Origin of the sequence: Gordonia sp. PvP123 (assembly GCF_040547295.1) — a bacterium.
Taxonomy (GTDB): domain Bacteria; phylum Actinomycetota; class Actinomycetes; order Mycobacteriales; family Mycobacteriaceae; genus Gordonia; species Gordonia terrae.
In genome coordinates, this window is record NZ_JBEPPN010000006.1 from 342,738 (window position 1) to 368,105 (window position 25,368).

Annotated in this window: 23 protein-coding genes; 10 read left to right on the top strand and 13 right to left on the bottom strand. The window is 69.4% G+C overall.

Translation table 11 applies throughout. The features are described 5' to 3' along the window. Window positions 1-66: 66 nt before the first annotated feature. From ABIC25_RS14080 to nadB, 7 genes are all read right to left on the bottom strand, one after another. The gene (locus tag ABIC25_RS14080; RefSeq protein ID WP_354561941.1) at window positions 67-2,361 is read right to left on the bottom strand and encodes a heavy metal translocating P-type ATPase; all 2,295 of its coding nucleotides are present in this window, start codon (window positions 2,359-2,361) and stop codon (window positions 67-69) included. Then, on the bottom strand, window positions 2,358-2,543 hold the full coding sequence (locus ABIC25_RS14085; protein ID WP_101820011.1) for a hypothetical protein: 186 nt from the start codon (window positions 2,541-2,543) through the stop codon (window positions 2,358-2,360). Before ABIC25_RS14085 ends, ABIC25_RS14080 begins: the two co-directional genes overlap by 4 nt. Window positions 2,544-2,545: 2 nt before the next feature. Beyond that, on the bottom strand, window positions 2,546-2,752 hold the full coding sequence (locus ABIC25_RS14090; protein ID WP_101820010.1) for a heavy-metal-associated domain-containing protein: 207 nt from the start codon (window positions 2,750-2,752) through the stop codon (window positions 2,546-2,548). Window positions 2,753-2,792: 40 nt separating this feature from the next. Further along, entirely contained in the window at window positions 2,793-3,086 is a 294-nt protein-coding gene (locus tag ABIC25_RS14095; RefSeq protein ID WP_004020389.1) for a metal-sensitive transcriptional regulator, read from the bottom strand. A gap of 165 nt (window positions 3,087-3,251) precedes the next feature. Beyond that, a complete protein-coding gene (locus ABIC25_RS14100) occupies window positions 3,252-4,082 on the bottom strand; it encodes a hypothetical protein (protein ID WP_354561942.1) in 831 nt (276 codons plus the stop codon). Window positions 4,083-4,260: 178 nt separating this feature from the next. Further along, window positions 4,261-5,280: an alpha/beta hydrolase gene (locus ABIC25_RS14105; protein ID WP_354561944.1), complete on the bottom strand. Its 1,020-nt coding sequence runs from the start codon at window positions 5,278-5,280 to the stop codon at window positions 4,261-4,263. Between the two features lie 67 nt (window positions 5,281-5,347). Continuing rightward, window positions 5,348-6,997, bottom strand: a complete 1,650-nt coding sequence (nadB, locus tag ABIC25_RS14110) for an L-aspartate oxidase (protein ID WP_354561945.1) — start codon at window positions 6,995-6,997, stop codon at window positions 5,348-5,350. A 137-nt stretch (window positions 6,998-7,134) separates the two neighbouring features. Between nadB and ABIC25_RS14115 the strand changes: the two genes are divergently transcribed. Then, window positions 7,135-8,661 carry an FAD-dependent oxidoreductase gene (locus tag ABIC25_RS14115; RefSeq protein ID WP_354561946.1) on the top strand — a complete coding sequence of 509 codons (1,527 nt, stop codon included), beginning with the start codon at window positions 7,135-7,137 and terminating at the stop codon, window positions 8,659-8,661. A gap of 16 nt (window positions 8,662-8,677) precedes the next feature. On the opposite strand, the gene ABIC25_RS14120 is transcribed toward ABIC25_RS14115, so the two are convergent. Beyond that, window positions 8,678-9,514 (bottom strand): SDR family NAD(P)-dependent oxidoreductase, encoded by an 837-nt coding sequence (locus ABIC25_RS14120; protein ID WP_435529084.1) that lies wholly within the window; start codon window positions 9,512-9,514, stop codon window positions 8,678-8,680. A 342-nt stretch (window positions 9,515-9,856) separates the two neighbouring features. Between ABIC25_RS14120 and ABIC25_RS14125 the strand changes: the two genes are divergently transcribed. From ABIC25_RS14125 to ABIC25_RS14135, 3 genes are read left to right on the top strand one after another with little or no spacing between them, the layout of a single operon-like run. Next, window positions 9,857-11,458, top strand: a complete 1,602-nt coding sequence (locus ABIC25_RS14125) for a phytoene desaturase family protein (protein WP_354561948.1) — start codon at window positions 9,857-9,859, stop codon at window positions 11,456-11,458. Window positions 11,459-11,472: 14 nt separating this feature from the next. Beyond that, a complete protein-coding gene (locus ABIC25_RS14130; protein ID WP_064570526.1) occupies window positions 11,473-11,907 on the top strand; it encodes an SRPBCC family protein in 435 nt (144 codons plus the stop codon). A 37-nt stretch (window positions 11,908-11,944) separates the two neighbouring features. After that, window positions 11,945-12,130: a hypothetical protein gene (locus ABIC25_RS14135; protein ID WP_435529079.1), complete on the top strand. Its 186-nt coding sequence runs from the start codon at window positions 11,945-11,947 to the stop codon at window positions 12,128-12,130. Here ABIC25_RS14135 and ABIC25_RS24950 read toward each other — a convergent pair whose 3' ends face one another. The 4 genes from ABIC25_RS24950 to ABIC25_RS14155 all read right to left on the bottom strand — a co-directional run bounded on the left by ABIC25_RS24950 (window position 12,131) and on the right by ABIC25_RS14155 (window position 14,920). Then, on the bottom strand, window positions 12,131-12,277 hold the full coding sequence (locus tag ABIC25_RS24950; RefSeq protein ID WP_435529078.1) for a hypothetical protein: 147 nt from the start codon (window positions 12,275-12,277) through the stop codon (window positions 12,131-12,133). Between the two features lie 120 nt (window positions 12,278-12,397). Continuing rightward, complete coding sequence (locus ABIC25_RS14145; protein WP_354561949.1) at window positions 12,398-13,501, bottom strand: hypothetical protein; 1,104 nt, start codon at window positions 13,499-13,501, stop codon at window positions 12,398-12,400. 31 nt (window positions 13,502-13,532) lie between these two features. Next, window positions 13,533-13,742 carry a hypothetical protein gene (locus tag ABIC25_RS14150; protein ID WP_101820002.1) on the bottom strand — a complete coding sequence of 70 codons (210 nt, stop codon included), beginning with the start codon at window positions 13,740-13,742 and terminating at the stop codon, window positions 13,533-13,535. Window positions 13,743-13,876: 134 nt separating this feature from the next. After that, window positions 13,877-14,920, bottom strand: a complete 1,044-nt coding sequence (locus ABIC25_RS14155) for an NAD(P)-dependent alcohol dehydrogenase (RefSeq protein ID WP_211540673.1) — start codon at window positions 14,918-14,920, stop codon at window positions 13,877-13,879. A 219-nt stretch (window positions 14,921-15,139) separates the two neighbouring features. Between ABIC25_RS14155 and ABIC25_RS14160 the strand changes: the two genes are divergently transcribed. Then, window positions 15,140-16,507: an ABC1 kinase family protein gene (locus tag ABIC25_RS14160; RefSeq protein WP_354561951.1), complete on the top strand. Its 1,368-nt coding sequence runs from the start codon at window positions 15,140-15,142 to the stop codon at window positions 16,505-16,507. Window positions 16,508-16,606: 99 nt separating this feature from the next. Then, window positions 16,607-17,959: a cell envelope lipid trafficking protein PgfA gene (gene pgfA / locus ABIC25_RS14165; protein ID WP_004020403.1), complete on the top strand. Its 1,353-nt coding sequence runs from the start codon at window positions 16,607-16,609 to the stop codon at window positions 17,957-17,959. 712 nt (window positions 17,960-18,671) lie between these two features. Here pgfA and ABIC25_RS14170 read toward each other — a convergent pair. Then, a complete protein-coding gene (locus ABIC25_RS14170; protein WP_004020404.1) occupies window positions 18,672-19,637 on the bottom strand; it encodes an alpha/beta hydrolase in 966 nt (321 codons plus the stop codon). Window positions 19,638-20,073: 436 nt separating this feature from the next. On the opposite strand from ABIC25_RS14170, the gene ABIC25_RS14175 reads away from it, so the two are divergent. The 4 genes from ABIC25_RS14175 to ABIC25_RS14190 all read left to right on the top strand — a co-directional run bounded on the left by ABIC25_RS14175 (window position 20,074) and on the right by ABIC25_RS14190 (window position 25,270). Next, the gene (locus tag ABIC25_RS14175) at window positions 20,074-21,552 is read left to right on the top strand and encodes an amidase (RefSeq protein ID WP_354561952.1); all 1,479 of its coding nucleotides are present in this window, start codon (window positions 20,074-20,076) and stop codon (window positions 21,550-21,552) included. A 74-nt stretch (window positions 21,553-21,626) separates the two neighbouring features. After that, window positions 21,627-23,300, top strand: a complete 1,674-nt coding sequence (locus ABIC25_RS14180) for an FAD-binding dehydrogenase (protein ID WP_354561954.1) — start codon at window positions 21,627-21,629, stop codon at window positions 23,298-23,300. 106 nt (window positions 23,301-23,406) lie between these two features. Next, a complete protein-coding gene (locus tag ABIC25_RS14185; protein ID WP_354561955.1) occupies window positions 23,407-24,426 on the top strand; it encodes a Dyp-type peroxidase in 1,020 nt (339 codons plus the stop codon). Between the two features lie 34 nt (window positions 24,427-24,460). After that, window positions 24,461-25,270, top strand: coding sequence for a family 1 encapsulin nanocompartment shell protein (locus ABIC25_RS14190; protein ID WP_004020408.1), 810 nt, complete (start codon window positions 24,461-24,463; stop codon window positions 25,268-25,270). Window positions 25,271-25,368 lie beyond the last annotated feature (98 nt).

Below are 25,368 nucleotides of genomic sequence, written 5' to 3' on the forward strand. Positions count from 1 at the left end.
AACCGCCCTCCGGCAACCCGCGGGCGACGGAGAGTCGTCGGTGGCGCCGAGGAGGGCGGATTCCGCTCAGCGTTTCGGCGTGAACCCGCGCAGACGCAGGCTGTTGCCGACGACGAAGACCGACGAGAGCGCCATCGCCGCGCCGGCGATCATCGGGTTCAGCAGCCCGGCGGCGGCCAGCGGAATGGCCGCGACGTTGTACCCGAACGCCCAGAACAGGTTTCCCTTGATGGTGCCGAGGGTTCGACGCGCCAGGGCGATGGCGTCGGCCACCGCGCGTAGGTCGCCGCTCACGACGGTCAGATCGCTGGCGGCCATCGCGACATCGGTGCCGGTGCCCATCGCGAGGCCGAGATCGGCCTGCGCGAGTGCGGCGGCGTCGTTGATCCCGTCGCCGACCATCGCCACCACATGCCCCTGCTCCTGCAGTTCGGCGATCACCTCCAGCTTGCGGCGCGGGCTGACGCCGGCGGTGACGTCGTCGATCCCGACGATCGACGCCACGGCGCGGGCGGCGCCCTCGTTGTCGCCGGTGAGCAGCTTCGGCGTCAGCCCCAGCCGCCGGAACTCGGCGATCGCCGCGGCCGACGACGGTTTGACCCGATCGGCCACCACGAGAACTCCCACGGGAACCGGTTGTCCGGCAGCATCTTCGGCGTCGGACTCGGCGACCAGCACGACGACCGCGGTCGCGCCGTCGGATTCGGCGGCAGCGACCGCGTCGTCGAGTGCAGTTGGCAACGCCACGCCCACCTTGCTCGGTGACACGACGGTCACCAGTCGGTCACCGACGATCCCCGCGACGCCCGCGCCCTGCGTGGAGACGAAATCGCGGACCCGCGAGTCGATGTGGTCACGCCCGGCATCGACGATGGCCGCCGCGATCGGGTGTTCCGATCCCGACTCCACCGATGCCGCCCAGCCCAGGACCTGCTCGGTCTCGTAACCGTCGACGACGGTGATTGCGGCGAAAGTCATCTCGCCGGTGGTGACGGTGCCCGTCTTGTCCAGCACGATGGTGTCGACACGTCGCGTCGACTCCAGCACTTCGGGTCCCTTCAGCAGAATCCCGAGTTGCGCACCGCGCCCGGTGCCGACCATCAGAGCAGTCGGTGTGGCGAGCCCCAGCGCACACGGGCACGCGATGATGAGGACGGCAACGGCGGCGGTGAACGCGAAGGTCACATCGCCACCGGCGAAGTCGGTCGTCGACGCCACGCCGAGCCAGAAGCCCAGGGCGGCAATCGATATCGCGATCACGATCGGTACGAACACCGACGAGATCCGGTCGGCCAGTCGCTGGACGTCGGCCTTGCCCTCCTGCGCCGCCGTGACCATGCGCGCCATCTGGGCGAGCGCAGTGTCGGAACCGACGGCGGTCGCCCGGACGACTAGGAGTCCGCTGGTGTTGACCGTCGCGCCGACCACCGCGTCACCGGTGGTGACCTCGACGGGCACCGACTCGCCCGACACCATCGACGCGTCGACCGCCGACGCGCCCTCGACGACCACGCCGTCGGTGGCGATCTTCTCGCCGGGCCGGACGACGAACTCGTCCCCGACTGTCAACTGTCCGATGGGTATCCGGGACTCGGCACCATCGGGACGTCGAACCACGACGTCCTTGGCACCGAGATCCATCAGGGCGGCGAGCGCGTCCCCCGCACGGCGCTTGGCGCGCTTCTCGAAGTAGCGGCCCGCGAGCAAGAAGGTCGTGACGCCGGCCGCGGCCTCGAGGTAGATGTGCGATGAGCCGTCGGTCCGCTGCGGCAGCAGGTCGAAGCCGTGGGTGAGGCCGGGAGTGCCCGCAGTCCCGAGGAACAGCGCGTAGAGCGACCATCCGAACGCCGCCAGGGTCCCGACGGAGACCAGGGTGTCCATCGTCGTCGCACCATGACGCAGGTTGATCCAGGCCGCCCGGTGGAACGGGTACGCACCCCACACGACGACCGGAGCGGCGAGCGTCAGGGACAGCCACTGCCAGTAGGTGAACTGGAGTGCCGGGACCATCGCGAGAGCGATCACCGGCACCGAGAGGATCGCGGACACGATCAACCGTTGGCGCAAGGCGTCCAGTTCGGGGTCGCGGGAGTCGGCGTCCGCCGTGTCCGTGTCGGCGGTGGACGCAGGCGCGTCCGCCACGATCGGCGACGCGTCGTAACCGGCGGCGCGGACCACCTCGACCAGGTCGCCGGCCGCCAGACCCGTAGGCACCTCGACGTGGGCGCGTTCGGTCGCGTAGTTCACCGTCGCGGTCACGCCGTCGAGCTTGTTGAGCTTGCGCTCGATGCGGTTGGCGCAGGATGCGCACGTCATTCCGGAGATGTCCAGGTCGACCAGTTGCCCGGTGCTCGCGGTCATGGGTGATCACCTCCGTGTGGGTTCGATGACGGTTCGTCGGTGACCACGACGCCATGCGAGGGGGCATCGTGCGTCACCGGCTCGACGTCGGGACCCCATGCGCGGCCGACGCCGAACGCGAGAGCGAAGACCGCGATCAGCGCGACGACGTAGGCCAGGGGCCCGGTGGCGGCGGATCTCATGGTCAGACCAGCACGTAGCCGGCTTCGGTGACGGCCATCGCGACCTCGTCTCGGCCGAGTTCACGATCGGCCGACACGCGCACCGAGCCGTCGTCGACGGTCACCTCGACGCTCGTCACGCCGGGCAGGGCCTCGATCTCCTCACGGACCGACGCTGCGCAGTGGCCGCAGGTCATGCCGGTGACGGTGTAAGTGCTGGTGGTGCTCATGCGCGTGCTCCTCGGATTGTCGAAGTATGTGAGTGGTCGGTCAGGACTTGACCAGGCGCGTGATCGCGGCCATGGCCTCGTCGACCTTGGCCTTGCCGGCCTCGTCGCTCTCCTGCGCGGCATGCACCACGCAGTGGGCCATGTGCTCCTCCAGCAGACCGAGGCTCACCGCCTGCAGCGCCTTGGTCATCGCCGACACCTGCGTGAGGATGTCGATGCAGTAGGTGTCTTCCTCGACCATGCGCTGCAGTCCGCGTGCCTGACCTTCGATGCGCTTGAGTCGGCGGAGGTAGTCGTCCTTCCGGCCGATGTAACCGTGCTGGTGCTCGTCCATGATTCTCCCGTCCGGATACCCCTCAAGGGTATGCTCGACCAGGTATACCACCGTGGCGCCGATAACGGTACCCCCCTACCGTATCGGCGAGCGCAGCGATCCTCGTGCTCCCTGAGGTGCGAGCGCAGCGAGCCACGAAGGGCTCAGCGAACCGGAGGGAGCAAACTACGACCGCAGCGCGGCAGCCAACTTGGCCAGCGCGCCGGCCACCTCGTCGAGTGCGGCTCCGATGGCCGCCACTCGTGCGGCGTCGAAACCCGGTGCACCGTGGTCGGGCCCGGATACGGCCGGGAGGTTCCCCGGCGTGAGGGCGGCCGGCCGGGATCCCGGACCGCCGACAACCGGGCCGCCGCGGTCGTGTCCGTCGACAGGGTCCACCGGGTCCGGAGAGTAGGCGACGTCATACCCGTCGGCCCGGTGACGTCGACCCTGATAGTCGTCGACGACCTGCGGCTCGACGTTGGTCGAGCGCCGTCCACCGCGATACGACGTGTTCGGTTCCGGGTCGTCCGACGCCGGGGGCTGCGCGGCGAGCGACGCGGCCGGGTGAGAGTCGGGCAGGCGGTGCGACCCCATCCGTGACGAACCCGCTTGCGGCGGGGACTGACGCAGCGGGTCGACGCCGCGATCAGGCGCAACGGTCCGGGGATCGGGTGCGCCCGCGCCGCTCATCACCGACGGAGCGTGCCCGTTGCTGCGCGCATAGAAGTGCGGGCCGCCGTGCCCGGCGAAGAACACGCAGCCCGCGCCCTCCGGGGACGGCACCGGGCAGGGGTTGCGTTCGATGAGGGACTGCGCGCGGTCGTCGAAGTCGTTCCATTCGAGCCACAGCCGCCGGTCATGCCGCGGATGCGTGCTCGCATCGGTGGCGTGATTACCTCGGTGACCGATCGCCAGCCGGCACTGCAGCAACCAATCGGAGTCACCCGACAGTCCCAGCGCCGCGCGTTCGGCCGGCCGGCACACCACCGTCGACCAACAGCCCTCGCCGTTCATACGGACTCCCCTTCATGCCTTGCATCGCCGCGAGATCTTCGCACGACCACACCACTGTGGCGCGCACGGTCGTCTTCTCGTGCCCGTCGGCTTCGTGCCGCCCGGTAGCAAGCCCCCCGGCATGCATTTCCGCGGTGGCCGGCCCCCCGTGGCCACTCTGTGGTGAAGATCCCGCGGGTCAGTCTACGAAGCGGGCCGGTCCGGTGCCACCCTCTTGGCCCCGCGCGTCTGAACTGACGAACGCCAGGATCCTCCCGTGCACCTCATCCGGCCGGTCGAGGTGCAGAAAATGGCCCGCTCCGGCGACGACCGCGGCCGCGCTGCCGGCCGGCAGCACCTCTCGGACGTGGTCGGTGAGGCGCGACTGCATACAACCGTCGTCGGCTCCGTGCAGATACAGCGTGGGACAACGCGGTTCGCCCAGCCAGTCGTCCCGCATCGCAGCGTAGCGAGGATGGGTCCGCGGCCTGCGGAGCGCGCGGTAGTACCCGAGCGCCGCCGTCCGGTGAGCACGAGTGGGCAGCGCCGCCAGAGCGAGGTCGACGTCGAGTCGGTGGTCGGGCCGCGCGCCGGCGCCCGAGTTCAGTCGCCAGCGACGCCACAGCAGCGGGATCAGCCGGTGGAGCACCCGTTCGGGTAACCACGGCACCTGGTTGAAGGCGATGTACCAGCTCATCAACGCCTGACGGACGAGGGTCTTGGCTCCGTCGATCCCTCCGGCGAGCGAGCGTCGTACCGCCGGGACCGGCGGCACCGACATCGAGACCACCGCCGCGAACGGATTGTCGGCGCGATGTGCCACGGCGTTCGCCGTCATCGCGCCCCAGTCGTGCCCGATCAACACCGCGTCGGCACCCGCACCCGTGGCGCGATGAACCGCGACCGCGTCGTAGGCGAGCGCGGCGACGTGAAAGTCATTGTCCGACGGTATTTCCGACGGAGCGTAGCCACGGGTGAAGGGAGCGATCACCCGATGTCCGGCGGCGGCGAGTTCGGGACCGAGATGCCGCCACGTCCATGCCGAGTCGGGGAACCCGTGCAGACAGACGACGACCGGCCCGGCCACGGGACCCCAGGCCAGCGCATGCAGCGTGACGTGTCCGAGGTCCAGGGTGATCCGTTCGGGCGTCGCGATGGCCGGGTCGTCGTGACCGGGGCTGCCATCGCACCCCGAACCGTCTGCTGAGATCTGGGTCATCGTCGCCAATCCAACGCCGGCGGCGCCCGCCCGCATCGACTTCACCGGTCGCGACGAACCGGTCACGTCAACCGGTCGCAACTGCGGGGCGCGCCTCGCGCAGTTCGCCGTCGACGACGCGGAACGCCCGCGACTCCGCCACGTCGGCGGTCAGCGGGTGATCCGTGCGGACGTGCGCGCCTCGCGACTCGGTGCGCGCGGCCGCCGCGGCGACGACTGCCGCCGCGGTGAGCGTGAGCGCCGCGTCCTCGACATCGCGTACCGACTGCGCCGGCCGACGGGGCGCGGCGGCGATCGCGTCGGCGGCCGCGTCGAGCCCCGAGGCGGACCGTCGCAGTGCCACCTCCCGCGTCATCACGTCCTGCAGCACGTCCCGATCCAGGATGGGGACAGGCTGCTCGGCCCGCCGGCGACCGGCCTGCGGAAGCGGGAGCCCACGCCGGGTAACCGCCACCGCGGCTGCGCGTCGGCCCATCACCAGGCCCTCGAGGAGGCTGTTCGACGCCAGGCGGTTGGCGCCGTGCAACCCGGTGCGCGCGACCTCGCCGGCCGCGAGCAGTCCGTCCACCGCGGTGCGGGCCGACTCGTCGGTGACGACGCCCCCGCACAGATAGTGGGCTCCCGGCACGACCGGGATACGGCCGGACGCGGGATCCAGCCCGGCCGCGCGCACTCCGGCGGTCACCGTCGGGAAGCGGTCCTCGAAGTCGACGACGCCGCTCGTGTCGAGATAGACGCACGGGTGCCCGGTGAGTTCGATCGCGGTCTGCACGGCGTCGGCCACCACGTCGCGGGGCGCGAGATCGCCCATCGGGTGGACACCCTCGGTGACCGACCGGCCCTCGATGTCGACGAGTCGGCCGCCCTCCCCGCGCACTGCCTCGCTGATGAGCGTCCGGCGACCCCGCGCGCCGTCGGTGTAGAGCATCGTCGGGTGGAACTGGATGAACTCGAGGTCGGCCACCTCTGCCCCGGCGCGCAACGCCAGGGCGATGCCGTCACCCGTCGAACCTGCCGGATTGGTGGTGGCGGCGTAGAGGTGCCCGGTTCCCCCGGTCGCGAGCAACACGGTCGGGGCCAGCACGGACGCGGCACGCCCCGACCGCAGACACGCGACGCCGACGGCACGCCCGTCGTCGACGTAAACCGCGGTGGCGATCGTGTCGTCGAGGAAGCGGATCGGCGGGACGCCCCCGCCGATGCGGCCGGAGTGCCGGACGGCCTCGTGCAGGGCCCGCTGGATCGCGGCACCGGTTGCATCGCCCCCGGCGTGGATGATGCGCCGTCGGGTGTGACCGCCTTCGCGGGTCCGCAGCAGTGAACCGTCGACGTCCCGGTCGAACTCGGCACCCCAGCCGATCAGCGCCGACACCGACTCCCACCCGTCGGCGAGGATGAGTCCCGACGCCGTCGGGTCGGTGAGTCCGCCGCCGGCGGCGACCGTGTCGGCGAGATGGCGGTCCACCGAGTCGGCGGCCTCCGGCCCCGCCGCCCCGGGGATCACCACTGCGACACCGCCCTGGGCGTAGAACGTGGAGGTCGGCTGCTCCCGACTCGCGGCGTCCCATCGCGGCCCCTTGTTGAGCACGACGACCCGGAGGCCGTCCTGCGCAGCCCACAGCGCGGCGGTGAGACCTGCGATACCGGCACCCACCACCACCAGGTCGGCGTGGACCGTCTGATCGGTCCCGACCGGCTCCCGTGTGAACCCGCTCATGTCAACCGCCTCTCGCCGCGGCGTCCGACACCGCGCGTCTCCGGGGCAACACCGCGCAGACGTTTTCGATTCCCAGTCGAAAACCTTACCCCGGCCGCGATGTTTCATCACCTCCTCCCGAGGCAAACCCGGACACCATGAAAACCCTCTGGTTCGACCCCGCCGGCGAGGCAGCCCCCGACTACCTGCCCGATGTCCGTCCGGAGACGATGCCGATCGACGTCGTCGACACCTTCGACCAGATCGTCGTCGGCGGCGGGATCACGGGCCTGACCACCGGTCTCCTCCTGGCCCGCGCCGGTCAGTCGGTCGCGGTCCTCGAGGCACGGCACATGGGTGCCGCGGCGACCGGCCACACCACCGGCAAACTGTCCCTGCTGCAGGGCACCCGGTTGTCGTCGATCGCGAGCCGCCACGGTCATGCGGCCGTTCAGGACTACGTCGAGGCCAATCGCGAAGCCCAGGCGTGGTTGCGGCACTACCTGGAGCACCGCGGGCTACCCGTCGACGAGCGGGCGGCGCTCACGTTCGCGGCCACCGCGTCCGGCGCGAAGTCGGTCGAGAAGGAGTACGAGGCGTGCCGCGCCCACGATCTGCCGGTCGAGCATGTGGACTGCCCCGAGCTGCCCTTCGACGTTCGGAGCGCGATCCGCCTCGACGGCCAGGCGCAGATCGACCCGATGGTCGTCCTGCGCGCCCTCGCCGACGACCTCCGCGCGCACGGCGGCCACTTCTACGAGGGCGTTCGCGCGCAAGGACTCCGCCACGGCTCACCGAACGTGCTGACGACCGACGCAGGTGACGTGCGTGCCCACTCGGTGATCATCGCGACCGGGCAACCCTTCCTCGACCGCGGCGGCTTCTTCGCGCGGGTCCACCCGCAACGCTCCTACGCCGCCGCGTTCACCGTCGACGGGGAGATCCCCCGCGAGATGTACCTGGGCTCGGACAACCCGTCGGTCTCCCTGCGGACGGTCCGGCGCCCCGGTCACGACGGGGAGCTGCTGATGGTCGGCGGGTTCGGGCACGAGGTGGGCCGGACGAAGTCCGAACGACAGCACGTCCTGGACATGTTGAGCTGGACCCAGAAGCATTTCCCCAGCGCCCAGATGGTCGCGCGGTGGTCGGCCCAGGACTACACGACCATCGACGAGATGCCCTATGTCGGACCGATTCTCCCGGGCGTCGACTCGGTGCAGGTGGCGACCGGTTTCGCCAAGTGGGGTCTCACCAACGGGGTCGCCGCGGCACTCGCCATGACCGGACGGATCCTCGGAACCGAGCCCCCGTGGTCGGCGACACTGCGTCCGTGGCGGACGACCGAGATCAGCCGGCCGGGATCATTGATCTCGGCGGCGTCGGCGAACGCACAGGTTGCGGGCTATCTGGCGGGCGGCTATCTCTCGCTGCTGAAGCCGACCGGCGCGGCGCCGAAGGAAGGTGACGGGACCGTCGGACGCTCCGGCATCACACCCGAGGGCCGGTGCACGGTGGAGGGTCAGACGCGGTCGGTGGCGCCGCTGTGCACGCATCTGTACGGGGTGCTGCGGTGGAACGACGCGGAGCAATCCTGGGACTGCCCGCTGCATGGTTCGCGGTTCAGTCACACCGGCGAGGTCCTCGAAGGTCCGGCGACGCGAAACCTGGTTTCACACAACGACTGACGTCGCCACGCCGAGTTCATCGCGAACGCGACGCCCCGTCGACGGCGCCGGGCCGGGTCTCTCGGAGAGCGGCGTCCCCCAGGATCCGCCGAAAGACCGGCCGGGTGAGCGTCGCCACCGGCCGCTGTACCGCGCCGGCCAGCAGGCGCACTCCCAGATCGATTGCGCGCGCGTCGAATCCGATGGGGATGCGGTCGCGACCCGCCAGTACGCCGTGCAGGATCGCCGCGGCCGCCGCCTCCGGCCTGGTCCCGGGCAGGCGGTGGTTGAATCCGCGCGTGACGAAGTCCCGCACCCCTGGTGTCACATAGCGTGCGCGGGTGGCGATCTCGGTATGGACGGCACCGGGGTGCACCACATGCAGCCGAACCCCGGAGCCGTCGGCCCGCAGCTGCTGCTGAACGGTCTCGGAGTACCCGCGAGCGGCGAACTTCGACGCCGAGTACGCCGATTGCGCAGGCGAGCCGAGGAGCCCGAACGCACTCGAGGTGTTCACGATGGAGCCGCTGCCGGCCGCCTCGAGGTGCGGGAGGAAGGCCACCGTGCCGTTCACGACACCGCCCAGGTTGACGGACATGATGCGCCGCGCGTAGTCGTCGTCCTCCTCGAGAACCCCGGCCACCATCGTGATCCCGGCGTTGTTGAACACCATCGCCGGTGCCCCGGACCTGCCGACGACGGCGTCGGCATGTGCGGCCACCGCGTCGGCGTCGGAGACATCGACCTCGTCGACGTGCACCCGGACACCGGAGTCGCACAGACCCGCCGTCTCCAGCGCAGCGGGTACGTCGACGTCGACCAGGTACAGCTCGACGCCCGAGCGGGCCAGGCGTCGCGCCAGCGCCCGGCCCATCCCCGCCCCGGCGCCGGTGACGACCACCGGCCGGCCGGCGCATCGTCGGCGCAACCGATGGTCGGAGACCTGCGGACGCCACAGTTGTTCGGGCGGGAACGGCAGGTCCGGGAGTCGCGACCGGAGGTCAGACGAGTTCGTCACCCCGGCGGACTACCCCCGTGCCGGGGCACTACACATCACCACCGGCCACCACGCGAGGCGCCGTCGGGCCGCGCGGGTTCACCATCCTCGTGTGCCGTTCGCGTTTACCCTCTGGGGCGGCGGGTATCCCGCGCACCGGACGGAAGAACCCGGCGAACGGGCCCGGACCAGGGTGACACCGACGAGAGGAGCCGACCGGTGAGCGTGTCGGACGCAGTTGTCATCGGAGCCGGTCACAACGGCCTCATCGCCGCGATCCGCCTCGCCGATGCCGGCTGGGATGTGACGCTCCTCGAAGCACAGCCCGAAGTCGGCGGCGCGATTCGCAGTGCGGAACTCACCCCCGGTTACGTGACGGATCTGTTCAGCGCCTTCTACCCACTCGCGGTCGCGTCCCCGGTCTTCGCGGACCTCGACCTCGCCGATCACGGACTGGAGTGGAGCCGCGCCCCGCTCGCCTTCGGCCACCCCGCCGGGCCCGACGACGTCGACGCGCCGGTCGTCTTCCCCGACGCCGCGGACACCGCAGCGCACCTGGCCACCTTCGACGAGCGTGACCGGCGCGCCTGGCTCGACCTGGTCGAGCAGTGGGAACAACTCCGGCCGGCGATCCTCGACATCCTGTTCGGTCCGTTCCCCCCGGTCCGCGCGTTGTTGTCGCTCCTTCGCTCGCTCGGCACGGCCGACGCCCTGCGCCTGGCCCGGTTCCTCATCCTGCCGGCCGATCAGATGGTGCGGGAACTCTTCCACAGTGAGAAATCCGGTCTGCTCATCATCGGTAACTCCCTGCACGCCGACATCCCGCTCCACGCCCCCGGCAGCGGAATGATGGGGTATCTGCTGACCATGCTCGGCCAGGACACCGGATATCCCGTACCCGTGGGCGGGGCGAGCGCGCTGCCCGCGGCCCTTCGACGCCGCGCCGAGAGCGCCGGGGTGACCGTCGTCTGCGGCACGCGCGTCACACACATCGACGTCCAGGACGGGCGGGCCACCGGGGTCGTGGACAGCACCGGCCGCCGATGGCCGGCGAAGCGCGCCGTCCTCGCCGACGTGGCAGCGCCCACGCTCTACACCGAGTTGCTCTCGGCCGACGACGTGCCCGCGCGCGTCCTCGACGACCTGCGGACCTTCACCTGGGACACCCCGGTGGTCAAGGTGAACTATGCGCTGAGTGAGAAGATTCCGTGGCGCAGTACCAATCTCAGCGGAGCCGGCACGATCCACCTCGGCGCCGACGCGCGCAACATCGCCTACGGGACCGCCGACATCGAAACCGGTCGCGTCCCGGAGCATCCGTTCCTGCTCTTCGGACAAATGACCACCGCCGACCCGGGTCGGTCCCCCGCCGGCACGGAAAGCGCATGGTCGTACAGCCATCTACCACGCGGGGTGACCGACGACGAGGCGGCCCAGCTGTTGGCCCGCAGGATGGACGCCGTGCTCGAAGCCCACGCGCCCGGTGTCTCCGACCTCATCGTGGGACGGCATGTCCAGACCCCGCACGACCTGCAGGCCGCCGACGCCAGTCTCGTCCACGGGACGGTCAACGGTGGTACGGCACAACTGTTCCAGCAGTTGATCTTCCGCCCGACGCCGAACCTCGGCGGTGCGTCGACGCCGGTGGATCGTCTCTACCTGGCGGGGTCGGGAGCGCATCCGGGCGGTGGAGTGCATGGTGCTTGCGGCAACAACGCCGCACGCGCCGCCCTCGGCTCGGACGGTCTCCGCGGATTGCCGCGACGAGTGTTCGACCGCAACGTCATCCGTCGCCTGACGAAGACCGACTACAACCACTGAACGGAGACCGGAGCATGAACCGAGTCGAACGCCACACGAGCGCAACACCGGCGCAGGTCTGGTCGGTGCTCTCCAACGGTTGGCTCTATGCATCGTGGGTGGTGGGTGCCTCCCGGATCCGCGATGTCGATCAGTCATGGCCGCAGGCGGGGTCGAAGATCCACCACTCGGTGGGGGTGTGGCCGGCTCTGCTGAACGACGAGACGACATCCGTCGAGTCGAAGGCCGGGCTCCTCGAATTGTCGGCGGCGGGCTGGCCTTTCGGACGGGCACGCATTCGCATGACCGTGGAGAAGGACGGAAACGGTTCCCTGATCGGCATGGAGGAGTTCGTGGAGACCGTGCCGCTCAGGTGGATTCCGCCGACGATCCAGGAGACCGTCATGTCCCCGCGTCTGAACGAGTGCCTGCAACGCTTGGCGATGCTCGCGGAGAACCACGCGAGCTGACGAGGGTTGTGTCCACGTCGGTTCGGTATTCGCCGGCATGACCACTGCACTCGCGATCACCTGCACATCTCAAAGCTGGAACGACGAGGCGATGGGCGGCCGCGACTACAAGGACCTCGACGCGGTCCCGGATCCGGTCGACTCGGCGACCCATGCCGCCGCCCGCAACGCGGCACACCTCGCGCAGCTGCTGTCACACAACGGTTTCCCGGCGTACGAGTGATCACCGGACGACTCTGATCGTCTCCAGCTCGTCGTCGGCGGCGTCGGCAGATTCATGTCCGCGTTCTTTTCGGAATTGCTCGTCGTCCGCGTGCATGAGCAACTCGCCGTTTCCGCCACCCGGGACGGCCATCATCGCTGCCTTCACCGACGGGCGCTGCCGCAGGTCGAGAAGAACGCCATCCCGGCACCGGTCGCCTCGGCCATGAGGTCCTCCGCGTCGGAGAGGTAACTGACGCAATCCGCTGGTCATCGAACCCGCTGTCGGTCAGCGCATCTCGGTGTCGGTTCGATGACCCGCGGCCTCGGATGCCTGGCGTCGCAACCGCTCTCGATAGCCGTAGGTGGCACGCAGGACATCGTCGTAGCTGTCGGCACTCGAACCCAGGGCGCCGGCGAAGATCCCCATCGACGTCGCCAGCCACGCCAGGTACACGTAATTCCGTAGGCCCACCGGATAACCCAGCTGTGCGGCGAGGAAGTTCTCCTCGATGACGATGAGCGCCGCGGCAAGAGTCGCGACGAACAGTCCGGCGTAGAGCACCACCGTACTGAACACGACGGTGCACGCCGTGGCCATGTTGTAGAGACGGGCGCGCGGCTTGGCGGTGACCGCCGCGCGTTCCCACAACCGGTTGTTGACGATGAGCCAGACCGAGGCGAGCACCAACGACAGCAGGGTGATCGCGGCCAGACGCCACGCGCTCAACGCATTGGCCATCGACCAGATGGTCGAGAAGAAGATGCCGAACGACGCCGCGGCCGCGGCCGCCGCCGTCATGCCCGTGAGAGTCGGGATCAGCCGCCACGGCCGGTTTCCCCGGACCATTCCGGCCATCAGCTTGAGTCGGCGCAAATAGCCCTGGGCGCAGACGTATTCGGTGTTGTCCTCACGGACGACGACGATGCCGCGCTGCCGCTCGAACCCGGGCACCGAGTCATCACCGGTCATCGCCCCGGCGATGGTCGCGATCACGCTCCGCAGCGCTCGCCGCGGTGCGGGGCCGAGCGCGTGGAGCGAGACGACGGCGGCGTTGCGCTCGCGGTCCAGTTCGGCCAGCACCACGAGATTGCGGGGACTCCGGTCGTCGTCGCCGTCCCGCGGCCGGTAGAGCCGCGGCATCTCGGTGACGAACACGATCACCTCGTCGGCCGTGTCCTCCGTGCCCCAGACCGTCTCCAGATCACCACGCGGCGTCATCTGCAGCGTGGTGTCCTTCGTGACCGTGTGGCCCCGGTACTCCAGCGACAGTTCGTCGGCGATCTGCTCGAACCGTTCCTCGCCGCGCTCGATCAGGGTGGCGGGCAGCCCGTGTTCGGCGACGATGCGCAGCGCACCGGCCCGCCCGTGGTCACGCTTCTGGCTGGTCATGTGCCCTGCCGTCATGATCGAAGTGGTGCTCTCAGTCCGGCGGTTCGGACTCCCCCGCCGCCGGCGAGTTCGGGTCGTCCTCGTCGTCGCGTGCGGTGGCGGCGGAGGGGTCCACCTGCTCGTCCGTGTCGGGTTCGTCGACAGCCCGCTCCTCGAGTTCGTCGACCTTGCGTCGAGCGTCGTCGGGCGTCGCGTCCGGCGTACCGGTCTCGGCCGGCTCCATGGGTAGTTCTTCGGTCATCGTGTGCGTCGACCCTCCGGTTGGTGTCGCTCGGTGGTGCCTCTGTCGGAGGGACGGGTTCCCGTTCGTCACAGCGGGCAAACCCGGCGGGACACCGACCGAGCGCGGAGACGGCCGACCGTCACCGAGCCGTACTAGAGCGTCGAGGTGTCGATCACGAAGCGGTAGCGCACATCCGAGGCCACGACGCGGTCGTAGGCCTCGTTGATCCGGTCCGCGGAGATCACCTCGATCTCGGCACCGATGCCGTGTTCGGCGCAGAAGTCGAGCATCTCCTGGGTCTGTGCGATGCCGCCGATCATCGAGCCGGCGAAGCTGCGCCGCTTCCCGATCAGCGCACCCGCGGGCACGTCGATCGGATGTTCGGGCAGCCCGAGTTCCACGAGCGTGCCGTCGAGAGCGAGCATGCCGAGGTATTTTCCGATCGGCAGGTTGGCCGACACGGTGTTCAAGATGAGGTCGAACGAACTGCGCAGTTCACGGAAGGTCTGCGGATCGCCCGTCGCGTGGTAGTGGTCGGCTCCGAGGCGCAGACCGTCCTCCATCTTCTTCAACGACTGCGACAGCACCGTCACCTCGGCGCCGAGCGCGTGGGCGATCTTCACCCCGACGTGACCGAGCCCGCCGAGGCCGACGATCGCCACCTTCTTTCCCGGGCCGGCACCCCAGTGCCGCAGCGGTGAGTAGAGCGTGATCCCGGCACACAGCAGCGGGGCTGCCTCGTCGAGTGCGATGCCGTCGGGAATCCGGAGGACGTAGTTCTCGTCGACGACGATCGACGTGCTGTATCCGCCGTGCGTGGGTGTCCCATCGCGGCCGACAGCGTTGTAGGTGCCCACGTTGCCCCGCTCGCAGTACTGCTCCTCGCCGAGCCGGCACGGTTCGCACTCGCGGCACGAGTCGACGAAACAGCCCACGCCGACCCGATCACCGACGGCGTACCGGGTGACGTCGTCGCCGACAGCCGCGACCGTCCCGGCGATCTCGTGGCCGGGCACCACCGGGAACTTCGTCCCGCCCCACTCGTCGCGGGCGGTGTGGATGTCGGAATGACAGATCCCGGCGAACGCGATGTCGATCGACACGTCGTGCGGGCCCAGGTCGCGTCGTTCGATGGTGGTGGGTTCGAGCGGACGATCGGCGGCCGGGGCGATGTAGGCGTTGACCGTGGTGGGCATGCGGACTCCTCGGTACACATTCGATGGGTGGCAGATGGGCGATGCGCAACGCACCGACGACACACGAACAGATGCGGGCTGATGCATGTGTCCGACGCCCGCCAGTCTGCCCCCCGCGCGTTCTCCTTGCCATAACGGCACGTCGCGGCGTCGCGGGTGCTGTCCATCGGGGCGCGAGGCCACTGGATCCGTCGGCGATGATCGTTACAATGACCGACGGTGACGATCAACAGCTCAGTCGACGACGGTCAGCGCACGCAGTTGCACCCGGTGTCCCCCATCGCCGAGCTCACGCGATTCGGGACGACCACCGCTCACGCGGCCGCGGGCGTCGGACGCCTCGTCCTCCACACCGCAGGCGACGCCGTGCGCGGTCGCGCACCCGGCGCCGCCCGCGTCGCACACGAGATCCGGACCACCTTCGAACACCTCGGGCCGACGTATGTGAAGCTCGGGCAGCTCATCGCCTCGAGTCCCGGTGTGTTCTCCGAGTCCCTGTCCGCCGAGTTCGAATCGCTGCTGGACCGGGTGAAGCCGGCCGACCCGGCACTCATGCGCGAACAGTTCATCGCCGAACTCGGCCGCGGCCCCGAAGAGGTCTTCGCCTCGTTCGACCCGGTGCCGATCGCCTCCGCGTCGATCGCCCAGGTGCACACCGCGACCCTGCCCGGCGGCGAGGAGGTGGTGGTCAAGATCCAGCGCCCGGGCATCGCCGACCGCCTGGCCCCGGACGTCGCGATCCTCGAGCGCCTGGCCGGCCTCGCCGAGATCTCCGAGTACGGACGCATGCTCAGCGCGCGGCACGTGGTCGAGGACTTCGCGGCCGGGCTCGACGCCGAGCTGGACTTCCGTATCGAGGCCGACACCATGCGCGAGTGGTTCGCCTGCCTCCAGCCGGGACCGTACGGCGACCGTGTGCGCGTCCCCCGCGTCTACGACGACTTCACCACGCAACGCGTGCTGACCATGGAACGAATCCACGCGACCCGCATCGACGACGCCGCGGCAGTGCGCGCCGCCGGGCACGACGGTGTCGCGCTGTGCCGCAATCTCCTTCTGTCCCTGCTGGACTCGGCGTTCCACGGCGGCCTGTTCCACGGCGACCTGCACGCCGGAAACGTCCTCGTCGACGATGCCGGCAAGCTGGTCCTTCTCGACTTCGGCATCGTCGGGCGGTTCACTCCCCGCACTCGACGCGTCCTCCGCCAGCTCGTCGTCGACCTCGTGGTGCGCGGCGACCACGAGTCCGCGGGCCGGGCCATCTTCCTCCTCGGCGCCGTGCACAAACCGGGCTCGACGTCCCAGGGCGCCGAGGACATCAAGAAGGTGACGACGCCGTTGTCGACCGCCGAGCTCGGTTCGATGTCCTACACCGACCTCGGACGGCAACTCGCCGCCGTCGCCAAGGCCCATGACGCCCGCCTACCCCGCGAGCTCGTCCTCGTCGGAAAGCAGCTGCTGTACGTGGAGAAGTACACGAAGCTGCTGGCCCCCCGGTGGAAGGCGATGTCCGACAAGGAGATCTACGGCTACATGGCCGGCATCCTGAAGGAGGCCGAGCGCGATCGGCGAGCCGACCGGGGCTGACCGCACGCTGCACATTCCGGCATGTCGGACCCACTGTGCCCGTCTGTGGCAAAGGCGACAGTTAGGGTGGGAGCGATCAGCTGATTCCAGGAGTCACACATGAGACGTTTTGTGCCGGCAGTGCTGGCCTTCTTCGGCGCTGCGTGCATCGCGGCGGCCATCGCCATACCGCTTTATCTCGTGCCGCAGTTGAAGGTGGTTCCGCTCGATCTGGACATCACTTCCGACGCCACCACGGTTGCCGCGGACGGTTCGACGGGGGAGCGCTTCCCAGCGGTGATCTTCGATCGCTGTTCGGTGTCCGAGCCCCGTGCCCGCACACTCGATGCATCGCTCACCCAGCAGCGACGCTCGATCATCACCGAGCCGTCGGACAGCCGCCAGGCGAGCCTGCAGTCGGCGCAGACCGTCCTCATCGAACGTCTGCGTGACGCCGAGGGAACCGAGACCGAACCGACGGTCGCCGCCGCGGGTGAAACGCGCACGTGCGAGGACGGCCTGCTGACCGCGACCATCGACCGCGTGTCGGTGAATCGCAAGACCTCGGCACCCAACGGCGCCGTCAGTTCGCTGCAGCTCGAGGCGGTCCCCGAGGGCGGCAACGTCAACGACGTGTCGGTCGCCATCGACAACCGCACCGGCTACCAGTACAAGTTCGGCTTCGACGTGCAGCAGCGCGACTACCCCTACTACGACCTCAACACCCGCCAGGACTGCGCGGCGAAGTTCGAGGGCGAAGAGACCATCGACGGGGTGAACACCTACCACTTCGTGTGCGACGTCCCGGAGACCGACCTCTCCAACCTCCCGAACGCGCAGGGCGAGGCGGCATTGGGCACGATGCTGACGATGCCCGCCCGCTGGTGGGGCATCACCGGACGCGGCGTGCGGGCGAACGACCCGATCACGATGCACCGGTACGCCGCCGCGACCCGCCATGTGTGGGTGGAGCCGGAGACCGGGACCATCGTCGACGGTCGCGAGGACCAGCACCAGTACTTCAAGTCCCCCGATCAGAGCGACGCCACCCCGGAAGCGGTGCGCGAGTTCCGTATGGACGCCTTGAAGGGCACCTTCAAGTGGACCGACGAGACCGTCTCCAATCAGACGAAGAAGGCCAGCGGCTACGTCGACCAGCTGAAGGTGGGCGGGGTGTGGGTCCCGATCATCCTGGGCATCGTCGGCGTCATCCTGCTGATCGCCGCCGCGCTGCTGTTCTTCCGCGGACGCCGTGACGACACCCGGGTGGACGACACCCCGCCGCCGACGACCCCACCCGCCGACGAGCGCGACACCACGCTGATCAAGCGCGACGCACCGCCGGCCGGAGCAGCGCCCGCAGGCGGGAATCCGTGGGAGCGACCGACCGAGCAGATCCCCAAGGTCGGCGACACACCGCCGGCCGACGACTCGGCCACGCGCACCTTCCGCAAACAGCCGCCGCCCGAGTAGACAGAGGCAAGAGCGACCACCGCGGGCGCATCCGGTATCCACCGGGTGTGCCCGCGGTGTTGTGTCTGGATCCCCTGCGGGTTGTGCCGGGCCCCCGCGGGTTGAGCCGGGCCACACCCCCCGCGGGTTGAGCCGGCCCCGAGCGGAGCCGCCGGGCCGAGCAAGCGACGAAGGAGCGCGTCGAGGTCGAGGCGCCGGGTCGAAGCCCCTCCGCACCCCTGCGGGTTGAGCCGGCCCCGAGCGAAGCCGCCGGGCCGAGCAAGCGACGAAGGAGCGCGTCGAGGTCGAGGCGCCGAGTCGAAGCCCCCTCCGCACCCCTGCGGGTTGAGCCGGCCCCGAGCGAAGCGAGGCGCCGAGTCGAAGCCCCCTCCGCAACCGGCCCTCACGAAGTGACCTCGACAGACGCGCGGGCACGCTCCGCGTGGACGAGCTGCTCGGCCAGCAGTGGTTGCGCCACACCCCCTGCGGGTTGAGCCGGCCCCGAGCGAAGCGAGGCGCCGAGTCGAAGCCCCTCCGCAACCGAACCCACCAAGGTGACCTCGACAGACGCGCGGGCACGCTACGCGCGCACGAGCTGCTCGGCCAGCAGGGGGCGCGCGCGGGCACGCTACGCGTGCACGAGCTGCTCGGCCAGCAGCGTGCACGAGCTGCTCAGCAGATACAACAAGGGCCGGTGACCCGAAGGTCACCGGCCCTTGTCAGAGGGTCTGACTCAGAAGAAGGCGGGGCGGAAGGTCTTGGCCCACGACTCCTTGAAGGTGCTCTGCCAGTAGTCCCACCAGTGCGCACCGTCCGGGGTGATCCGGGTGGTGAGCTTGACGCCCGGGACGAGCGCGAGGCGGCCGATGTAGATCTGGCTGCTGGTCGACGCGGCGACCTCGAGCGGGATCATCTGCGCGAACTTGACCGGGTCGAAGTTGGCGCTGGCCGGGTTGACCGAGGAATCGTACTTGCTGCCGACACCGCTACCGGACGAGACGTAGACGTTCTTGCCCGCCAGGTTGCCCGCGCTCAGGAACGGATCGTTCTGGAACCAGGTGCCCGCGGGGTAGAAGCCCCACATGTTGAACGGGTTGCCGCCGACCTCCGCGACCGAGGCCATGATGCCCTGGGTGAAGCCCGGCAGGGTGACCGTCGGGTAGCCGCTGTAGGAGGCGACCGCCTTGTAGAAGTTGGGGTGACGCGACGCGAGGTTCAGCGCCGAGGTGCCCGACATCGAGAGTCCGGCGATGCCGTTGCGGCGGTTGTCACTGTTGTGACGCGCCTTCATGTAGCCCGGCAACTCGCGGGTCAGGAAGGTCTCCCACTTGTTGACACCCAGCCGGGGATCGGCGGTCTGCCAGTCGGTGTAGAAGCTGCCTGCGCCGCCGAACGGGATGGCGACGTTGGTGCCCTTGCCTGCCATGTAGCGGGCGACATCGGTGTTGATCAGCCAGCCGCTGTTGTTGGCGGGGGCGCGGAGTCCGTCGAGCAGGTACAGCGTCGGCTTGGGTCCGCCACCGCCGGCCGAGACGATGCACACGGGCACGGTCCGGTTCATGGCGTTCGAGCGGACGTACTCGACATTGCAACCGTTGGCCGCAGAGGCCTCCGGCGGAGCTGCGACCAGCGTCGCACCCGACACGGCCACGAGAGCCACGAGTCCGGCGACGAGGCGCTTACGGGCGCGTGTCAGCATTCGTCAGTTTTCCTTTGGATCACCACGGCCGGAGCCGGCCGCTTGCGGGTCTTGCCTACCGGGTACTGCTGCGGGCTTGTGTACGAAGACGTACGAGGAGGGATTGTATTGGTCCCCCCGGGCAGCGGTACCCGTCCTGGTGAAGTGTAACGGCACGATAACGCCACGGCAAAGGCGAGAGCGGGTCCCGTGACCCCATTACGGAGTGGTACACGTCACACCTCTCTACGCTGAACAGCTCATTCGGGACATAGGCGACGCCGCCGCCACGTGCTGCCGCTTTTCGTTCACGGTCTCGCGATCCGGCCGTTACCGGTTTGCGTGGGCAACGGTGACCGTGGGTCCCGGGTCGCCGAGAGGCCCGCCCGGCCCGCCGGCGGATCACCGACAAGTCCGCTCGACCGGCTCCCGGAACCACTAGGGTCAGGACGTGCACATGGGTGAGTATCTGTCCGCCGACGCGACCACCCTGGCAGGTCTCGTCGCCTCCGGCGAGGTGACGGCCGCCGAACTCCTCGACCTCGCGCGAGCCCGCGCGGACGCGGTGAATACGTCGCTCAACGCGATCGTGATCCGGATGGACGCCGACGCCGATGCCCGCGTCCGGGGCGATCTCACCGGGCCGTTCGCCGGTGTCCCGTTCCTCATCAAGGATCTCGCACAGGACTACCGCGGCTACCCGACGACCCGTGGCTCCCGCGCGCTGGCGACACACATCGCCCGCGAACACTCCGTCGGCGTGCAGCGGTTTCTCGACGCCGGCCTGGTGATCTTCGGTAAGACGAACACCCCGGAGTTCGGCGCGAAGGGCATCACCGAACCCACGTTCTGGGGGCCGACGCGTAATCCCTGGGACCTCGCGGTGACCCCGGGCGGGTCGTCGGGTGGCAGCGCCGCGGCGGTGGCCGCCGGAATCGTCCCGGCGGCCGGGGCCAGCGACGGCGGCGGTTCCATCCGCATCCCCGCCGCGTGCACCGGGCTGTTCGGACTCAAGAGTTCGCGTGGCCTGATGCCGTTCGGTCCGCAGACCGGCGAACCGCTCTTCGGGATGGGCGTCGAAGGCGTGGTGACCCGAACCGTCCGCGACGCCGCGGCACTCTACGACGCACTCATCGGGCCGACGCCGTCGTCGACGTACCCGACGCCGCTGCACACCGAGAGTTACACCGCCCGGATCGCGACCCCACCGCGGTTGCTGCGGATCGGCTACACCACGACGTCGGCGATCAACGCGAATCCGCACCCGGAGGCGGTCGCCGCGGTCGAACACGCCGCGTCGGTGCTGACCGATCTCGGCCACCAGGTCGAGGAGGTCGCCCCACCGCACGACGACGCCGCACTCGCGCGCGATTTCCTCGACATCTGGTTCGCGAAATGCGCCGCGCAGGTCGACGAGGTCCGACGCCTCACCGGTGCTCCCGACTCCCACTTCGAGGCCGACACCCTGACCCTCGCGGAGCTGGGCCGGGCGGCCGGCGTCGTTCCCCTGTTCACCGCACTCGACCGGATCAACGACCACGTCCTGGCCCTCGACCGCTTTCATCAGACCCACGACCTGCTGCTGACGCCCACGCTCGCAGTGCCGCCGCCCCGGGTCGGTTCGATGACCACGCCGCCGGTCCTGCAGCGGGCGGCGCGACTCGCCTCGAGAGCACGGTCCGGCCGGGCCATCGCGCGCCTGGGGATCATCGACAAGCTGATCTACGAGAGCCTCGGCTGGGTGCCGTACACGCAGCTCGCGAACCTCACCGGCCGCCCGGCCATGAGCGTGCCGCTGCACTGGACCGACGCGGGTCTCCCGCTCGGCGTGCAGTTCGTCGGCCGGCTCGGTGCCGACGGTGATCTCCTCGCACTCGCGGCCGGACTCGAGGCGGCCGCGCCGTGGTTCCACCGGTACGCCGACATCTCGCTGTAGTACCGGGCTAACCTCGTCTGCGAGTGCACATGCCCGGAGCAGCCCGGGGATGGCGGCGGGCGTGAGGAGTTGCGGTGGCGGAGCACGGGGCCGACGCGGTGGTCGTCGGCGTGGGACTGGCGGGGCTCGTCGCGACATACGAGCTCACCAAGGCCGGGCGCCGCGTCGTGGTGGTCGATCAGGAGAATCGCAACAACCTTGGCGCCCAGGCGTTCTGGTCCCTGGGCGGGTTGTTCATGGTGGACACCCCCGAGCAGCGCCGGCTGGGCATCCGCGACTCTGCCGACCTCGCTCTCCAGGACTGGATGGGGTCGGCGGGATTCGATCGTGACGACGAGGACTACTGGCCACGCCAGTGGGCCCGCGCCTACGTGGACTTCGCCGCCACCGAGAAGCGGCAATACCTGCATGACCTCGGCCTGCGTATCACCCCGATCGTCGGGTGGGCCGAACGCGGCGGCGGGTTCGCCGACGGCCACGGCAACTCCGTGCCCCGGTTCCACCTCACGTGGGGCACCGGACCGGAGGTGGTCCGGGTCTTCGCCGAGCCGGTCCTGGAGGCGGAGAGGCGCGGCCTGGTCGAGTTCCGATTCCGGCATCGCGTCGACGAGCTGATCGTCGAGGACGGCACGGCGGTGGGCATCCGAGGCGCCACCCTCGCTCCCACCGACGCCGATCGCGGTCAGGCCTCCAACCGGGATGTCGTGGGCGACTTCGAGATCCGCGCCAGAGCGGTCATCGTCACGTCGGGCGGCATCGGACACAATCACGATCTGATCCGTAAGAACTGGCCGGTCGAGCGCCTCGGCCCCGCTCCGGAGACGATGATCTCCGGCGTCCCGGCTCATGTCGACGGCCGCATGCTGGAGATCACCGAGACCGCCGGCGCCAACATCGTCAACCGAGACCGGATGTGGCACTACACCGAGGGCATCCACAACTGGGATCCGATCTGGCCCGATCACGCGATCCGGATCATCCCCGGGCCGTCCTCACTCTGGCTCGACGCCAACGGCAATCGCCTGGCCCCACCGAACTTCCCGGGCTTCGACACCAATTCGACGATGAAGGCGATCCTGTCGGCCGGCCACGACTACTCGTGGTTCATCCTCACGCAGACGATCGTGGAGAAGGAGTTCATGCTGTCGGGGTCGGAGCAGAATCCCGACATCACCGAGAAGGATCTCACACTCACCGCGAAGAGTCGGCTGGCGAAGGGCGCATCGGGTCCGGTGGACGCCTTCGTGCGCAACGGCGTCGACTTCGTGGTCGCCGACAACCTGCCCGAGCTGGTGGCCGGGATGAACAAGATCGCCCGCGGCCCCGAGCTCGATCTCGCACACATCGAACGCATCATCTCCGCGCGTGACGCGGAGATCGGCAACAAGTTCTCCAAGGACGCGCAGCTGATGGCGATCACCAACGCGCGACAATTCCTCGGCGACAAGATCGTTCGCGTCGCCAAACCGCACCGGCTGCTCGATCCGGAGCACGGCCCGCTGATCGCCGTCCGGCTCAACGTCCTCACCCGCAAGACCCTGGGCGGGCTCGAGACCAACCTCGACTCCCAGGTGCTGCGACCCGACGGCAGCGCGTTCGACGGTCTGTTCGCCGCCGGTGAGGTCGCGGGCTTCGGCGGTGGGGGCGTACACGGGTACAACGCCCTGGAGGGGACGTTCCTCGGCGGATGCATCTTCTCCGGCCGCGCCGCCGGTCGGGCAGTGGCCCGGGCCACACCGCGCGGCTGATCCACGGTACGACCGCACGTCGTCGGCGAAAAGGGTTGCCTGCCCTATACATTCGCGGCACGATCTGCTGCCCCATGCCGGTACGCGATCGGCTAGGGTGTTCAGCGTGCCGGTCCCCCAGACGATCCTGACCCGGAAGACGAAATCGGCGATCTTCCTCGTCTTCACCATCGACGACGGCGGTGAGGACGCGGTTCGCGATGCGCTGGAAGAGATCCCCGGACTGAACAACGCGGTGTCCTCGCGAGCGCCCGAGGCGGCGCTGGCCGGCATCGTGTCGATCGGGTCCGCAGCGTGGGACCGCCTGTTCGACGGCCCGCGGCCACGCTCGTTGCGGCCGTTCGTCCCGTACGAGGGCGAGGTCCACACCGCCCCGGCGACGCCCGCCGACCTCCTCGTGCACATCAAGTCCGACGACATGGGCCTGTGCTACGAACTCGGCGCCAAGATCACCGAGGCACTCGGAGACGCGGTCACCGTGGTCGACGAGGTGCACGGGTTCCGCTACTTCGACCTCCGCGACCTCATCGGGTTCGTCGACGGCACCGAGAACCCGACCGGGCAGGCCGCGATCGACGCGATCACGGTCGGCGACGAGGACCCCGACTTCGAGGGCGGCAGCTACGTCGCCATCCAGCGCTACGTCCACGACCTGTCGTCGTGGAACGACCTGAGCACCGAGGATCAGGAAGCCGCGATCGGACGCACCAAGCTCGACAACGTCGAGATGTCCGACGAGGTGAAGCCCCCGAACTCGCACATCGCCCTGAACGTCGTCGAGGACGAGAACGGGGAGGAGATCGACGTGGTCCGTGACAACATGCCGTACGGCGACGTCTCCGGCAGCACGGTGAACGGCAAAGGCGTCAACGGCACCTTCTACATCGCCTACTCGGCGGCCCCGGATGTCACCGAGGAGATGCTGCGCAAGATGTTCATCGGCGACCCGCCCGGCACCTACGACCGCCTCCTCGACTTCACCACGGCGGTCACCGGAGCACAGTTCTTCACCCCGACACTCGACTTCCTCGAAGACCTGCCGCCCGCACCCGACGCGGCACCCGCCACACCCCCGGCACCGACGACCCGTTCCGACGGCTCGCTGGGCATCGGGTCACTGCACTGACGTCACCTTCCGACCACCGCACCAGGAGGACACCATGAACAACCTGCATCGCGAACTCGCGCCGATCTCCGACGCGGCGTGGGCGGAGATCGAGGAGGAGGCGACCCGCTCGTTCAAACGCAACGTCGCCGGTAGGCGCCTCGTCGACGTGACCGGGCCGCTCGGTTCCGACACCGCGTCGGTGACCCTGGGACATCGCACCAAGATCGACTCACCCGCCCAGGGCATCACCGCCTTCCAGCGCCGCACCCAGTCCCTGGTCGAACTCAAGGTCCCGTTCACGGTGTCCCGGGAGGCCATCGACGACGTCGACCGCGGCGCCAAGGACTCCGACTGGGACCCGGTCGTGGAGGCCGCACGCGAACTGGCACTCGCCGAGGACCGGGCCATCTTCGAGGGATACGCCGCGGCGTCGATCAGTGGTATCCGTGCCGAGGCCGCCGCCACCCCCATCCCGCTGCCCGCCGACGTCCGCGACTACCCGGAGGCGGTCAGCCAGGCGTTGAGCACGCTTCGGTTGGCGTCCGTCGACGGCCCGTACGCGGTGGCCCTGTCGGCGGAGGTCTACACCCAGGTCAACGAGACGTCGAATCACGGCTACCCGATCCTCGAGCACATCCAGCGCCTGTTCACCGGCGACATCGTGTGGGCGCCGGCGATCAGCGGCGCGTTCGTCATGAGCACCCGCGGCGGCGACTTCGAGCTGACCATCGGCCAGGACGTGTCGATCGGATACGACTCGCACGACGCCGACGTGGTGAATCTGTACTTCCAGGAGTCGTTCACCTTCCTCACCCACACCGCGGAGGCGGCTGTCGCACTCACCGAACCGCCGACCGTCTGAGCGGCGGTCCGCCGTCCCCACCGGCCCCGGGTCCTGCCTGGCCGACACACTGCGGCGTCCGTTGCGAGCGGCAACTAGTCTGGCGCAGGTGATCGCGA

Excerpts from the sequence above, each read along its gene's own strand:
- ABIC25_RS14170 (WP_004020404.1), bottom strand. The coding sequence starts at position 19,637 with ATGCTGACACGCGCCCGTAAGCGCCTCGTCGCCGGACTCGTGGCTCTC.
- ABIC25_RS14080 (WP_354561941.1), bottom strand. The coding sequence starts at position 2,361 with ATGACCGCGAGCACCGGGCAACTGGTCGACCTGGACATCTCCGGAATG.
- ABIC25_RS14105 (WP_354561944.1), bottom strand. The coding sequence starts at position 5,280 with ATGACCCAGATCTCAGCAGACGGTTCGGGGTGCGATGGCAGCCCCGGT.
- ABIC25_RS14135 (WP_435529079.1), top strand. The coding sequence starts at position 11,945 with ATGACCACTGCACTCGCGATCACCTGCACATCTCAAAGCTGGAACGAC.
- ABIC25_RS14130 (WP_064570526.1), top strand. The coding sequence starts at position 11,473 with ATGAACCGAGTCGAACGCCACACGAGCGCAACACCGGCGCAGGTCTGG.
- ABIC25_RS14190 (WP_004020408.1), top strand. The coding sequence starts at position 24,461 with ATGAACAACCTGCATCGCGAACTCGCGCCGATCTCCGACGCGGCGTGG.
- ABIC25_RS14150 (WP_101820002.1), bottom strand. The coding sequence starts at position 13,742 with ATGACCGAAGAACTACCCATGGAGCCGGCCGAGACCGGTACGCCGGAC.
- ABIC25_RS14115 (WP_354561946.1), top strand. The coding sequence starts at position 7,135 with ATGAAAACCCTCTGGTTCGACCCCGCCGGCGAGGCAGCCCCCGACTAC.
- ABIC25_RS14100 (WP_354561942.1), bottom strand. The coding sequence starts at position 4,082 with ATGAACGGCGAGGGCTGTTGGTCGACGGTGGTGTGCCGGCCGGCCGAA.
- nadB (WP_354561945.1), bottom strand. The coding sequence starts at position 6,997 with ATGAGCGGGTTCACACGGGAGCCGGTCGGGACCGATCAGACGGTCCAC.
- ABIC25_RS14085 (WP_101820011.1), bottom strand. The coding sequence starts at position 2,543 with ATGAGATCCGCCGCCACCGGGCCCCTGGCCTACGTCGTCGCGCTGATC.
- ABIC25_RS14155 (WP_211540673.1), bottom strand. The coding sequence starts at position 14,920 with ATGCCCACCACGGTCAACGCCTACATCGCCCCGGCCGCCGATCGTCCG.
- ABIC25_RS14175 (WP_354561952.1), top strand. The coding sequence starts at position 20,074 with ATGGGTGAGTATCTGTCCGCCGACGCGACCACCCTGGCAGGTCTCGTC.
- ABIC25_RS14095 (WP_004020389.1), bottom strand. The coding sequence starts at position 3,086 with ATGGACGAGCACCAGCACGGTTACATCGGCCGGAAGGACGACTACCTC.
- pgfA (WP_004020403.1), top strand. The coding sequence starts at position 16,607 with ATGAGACGTTTTGTGCCGGCAGTGCTGGCCTTCTTCGGCGCTGCGTGC.
- ABIC25_RS14090 (WP_101820010.1), bottom strand. The coding sequence starts at position 2,752 with ATGAGCACCACCAGCACTTACACCGTCACCGGCATGACCTGCGGCCAC.
- ABIC25_RS14120 (WP_435529084.1), bottom strand. The coding sequence starts at position 9,514 with ATGGGCCGGGCGCTGGCGCGACGCCTGGCCCGCTCGGGCGTCGAGCTG.
- ABIC25_RS14145 (WP_354561949.1), bottom strand. The coding sequence starts at position 13,501 with ATGACCAGCCAGAAGCGTGACCACGGGCGGGCCGGTGCGCTGCGCATC.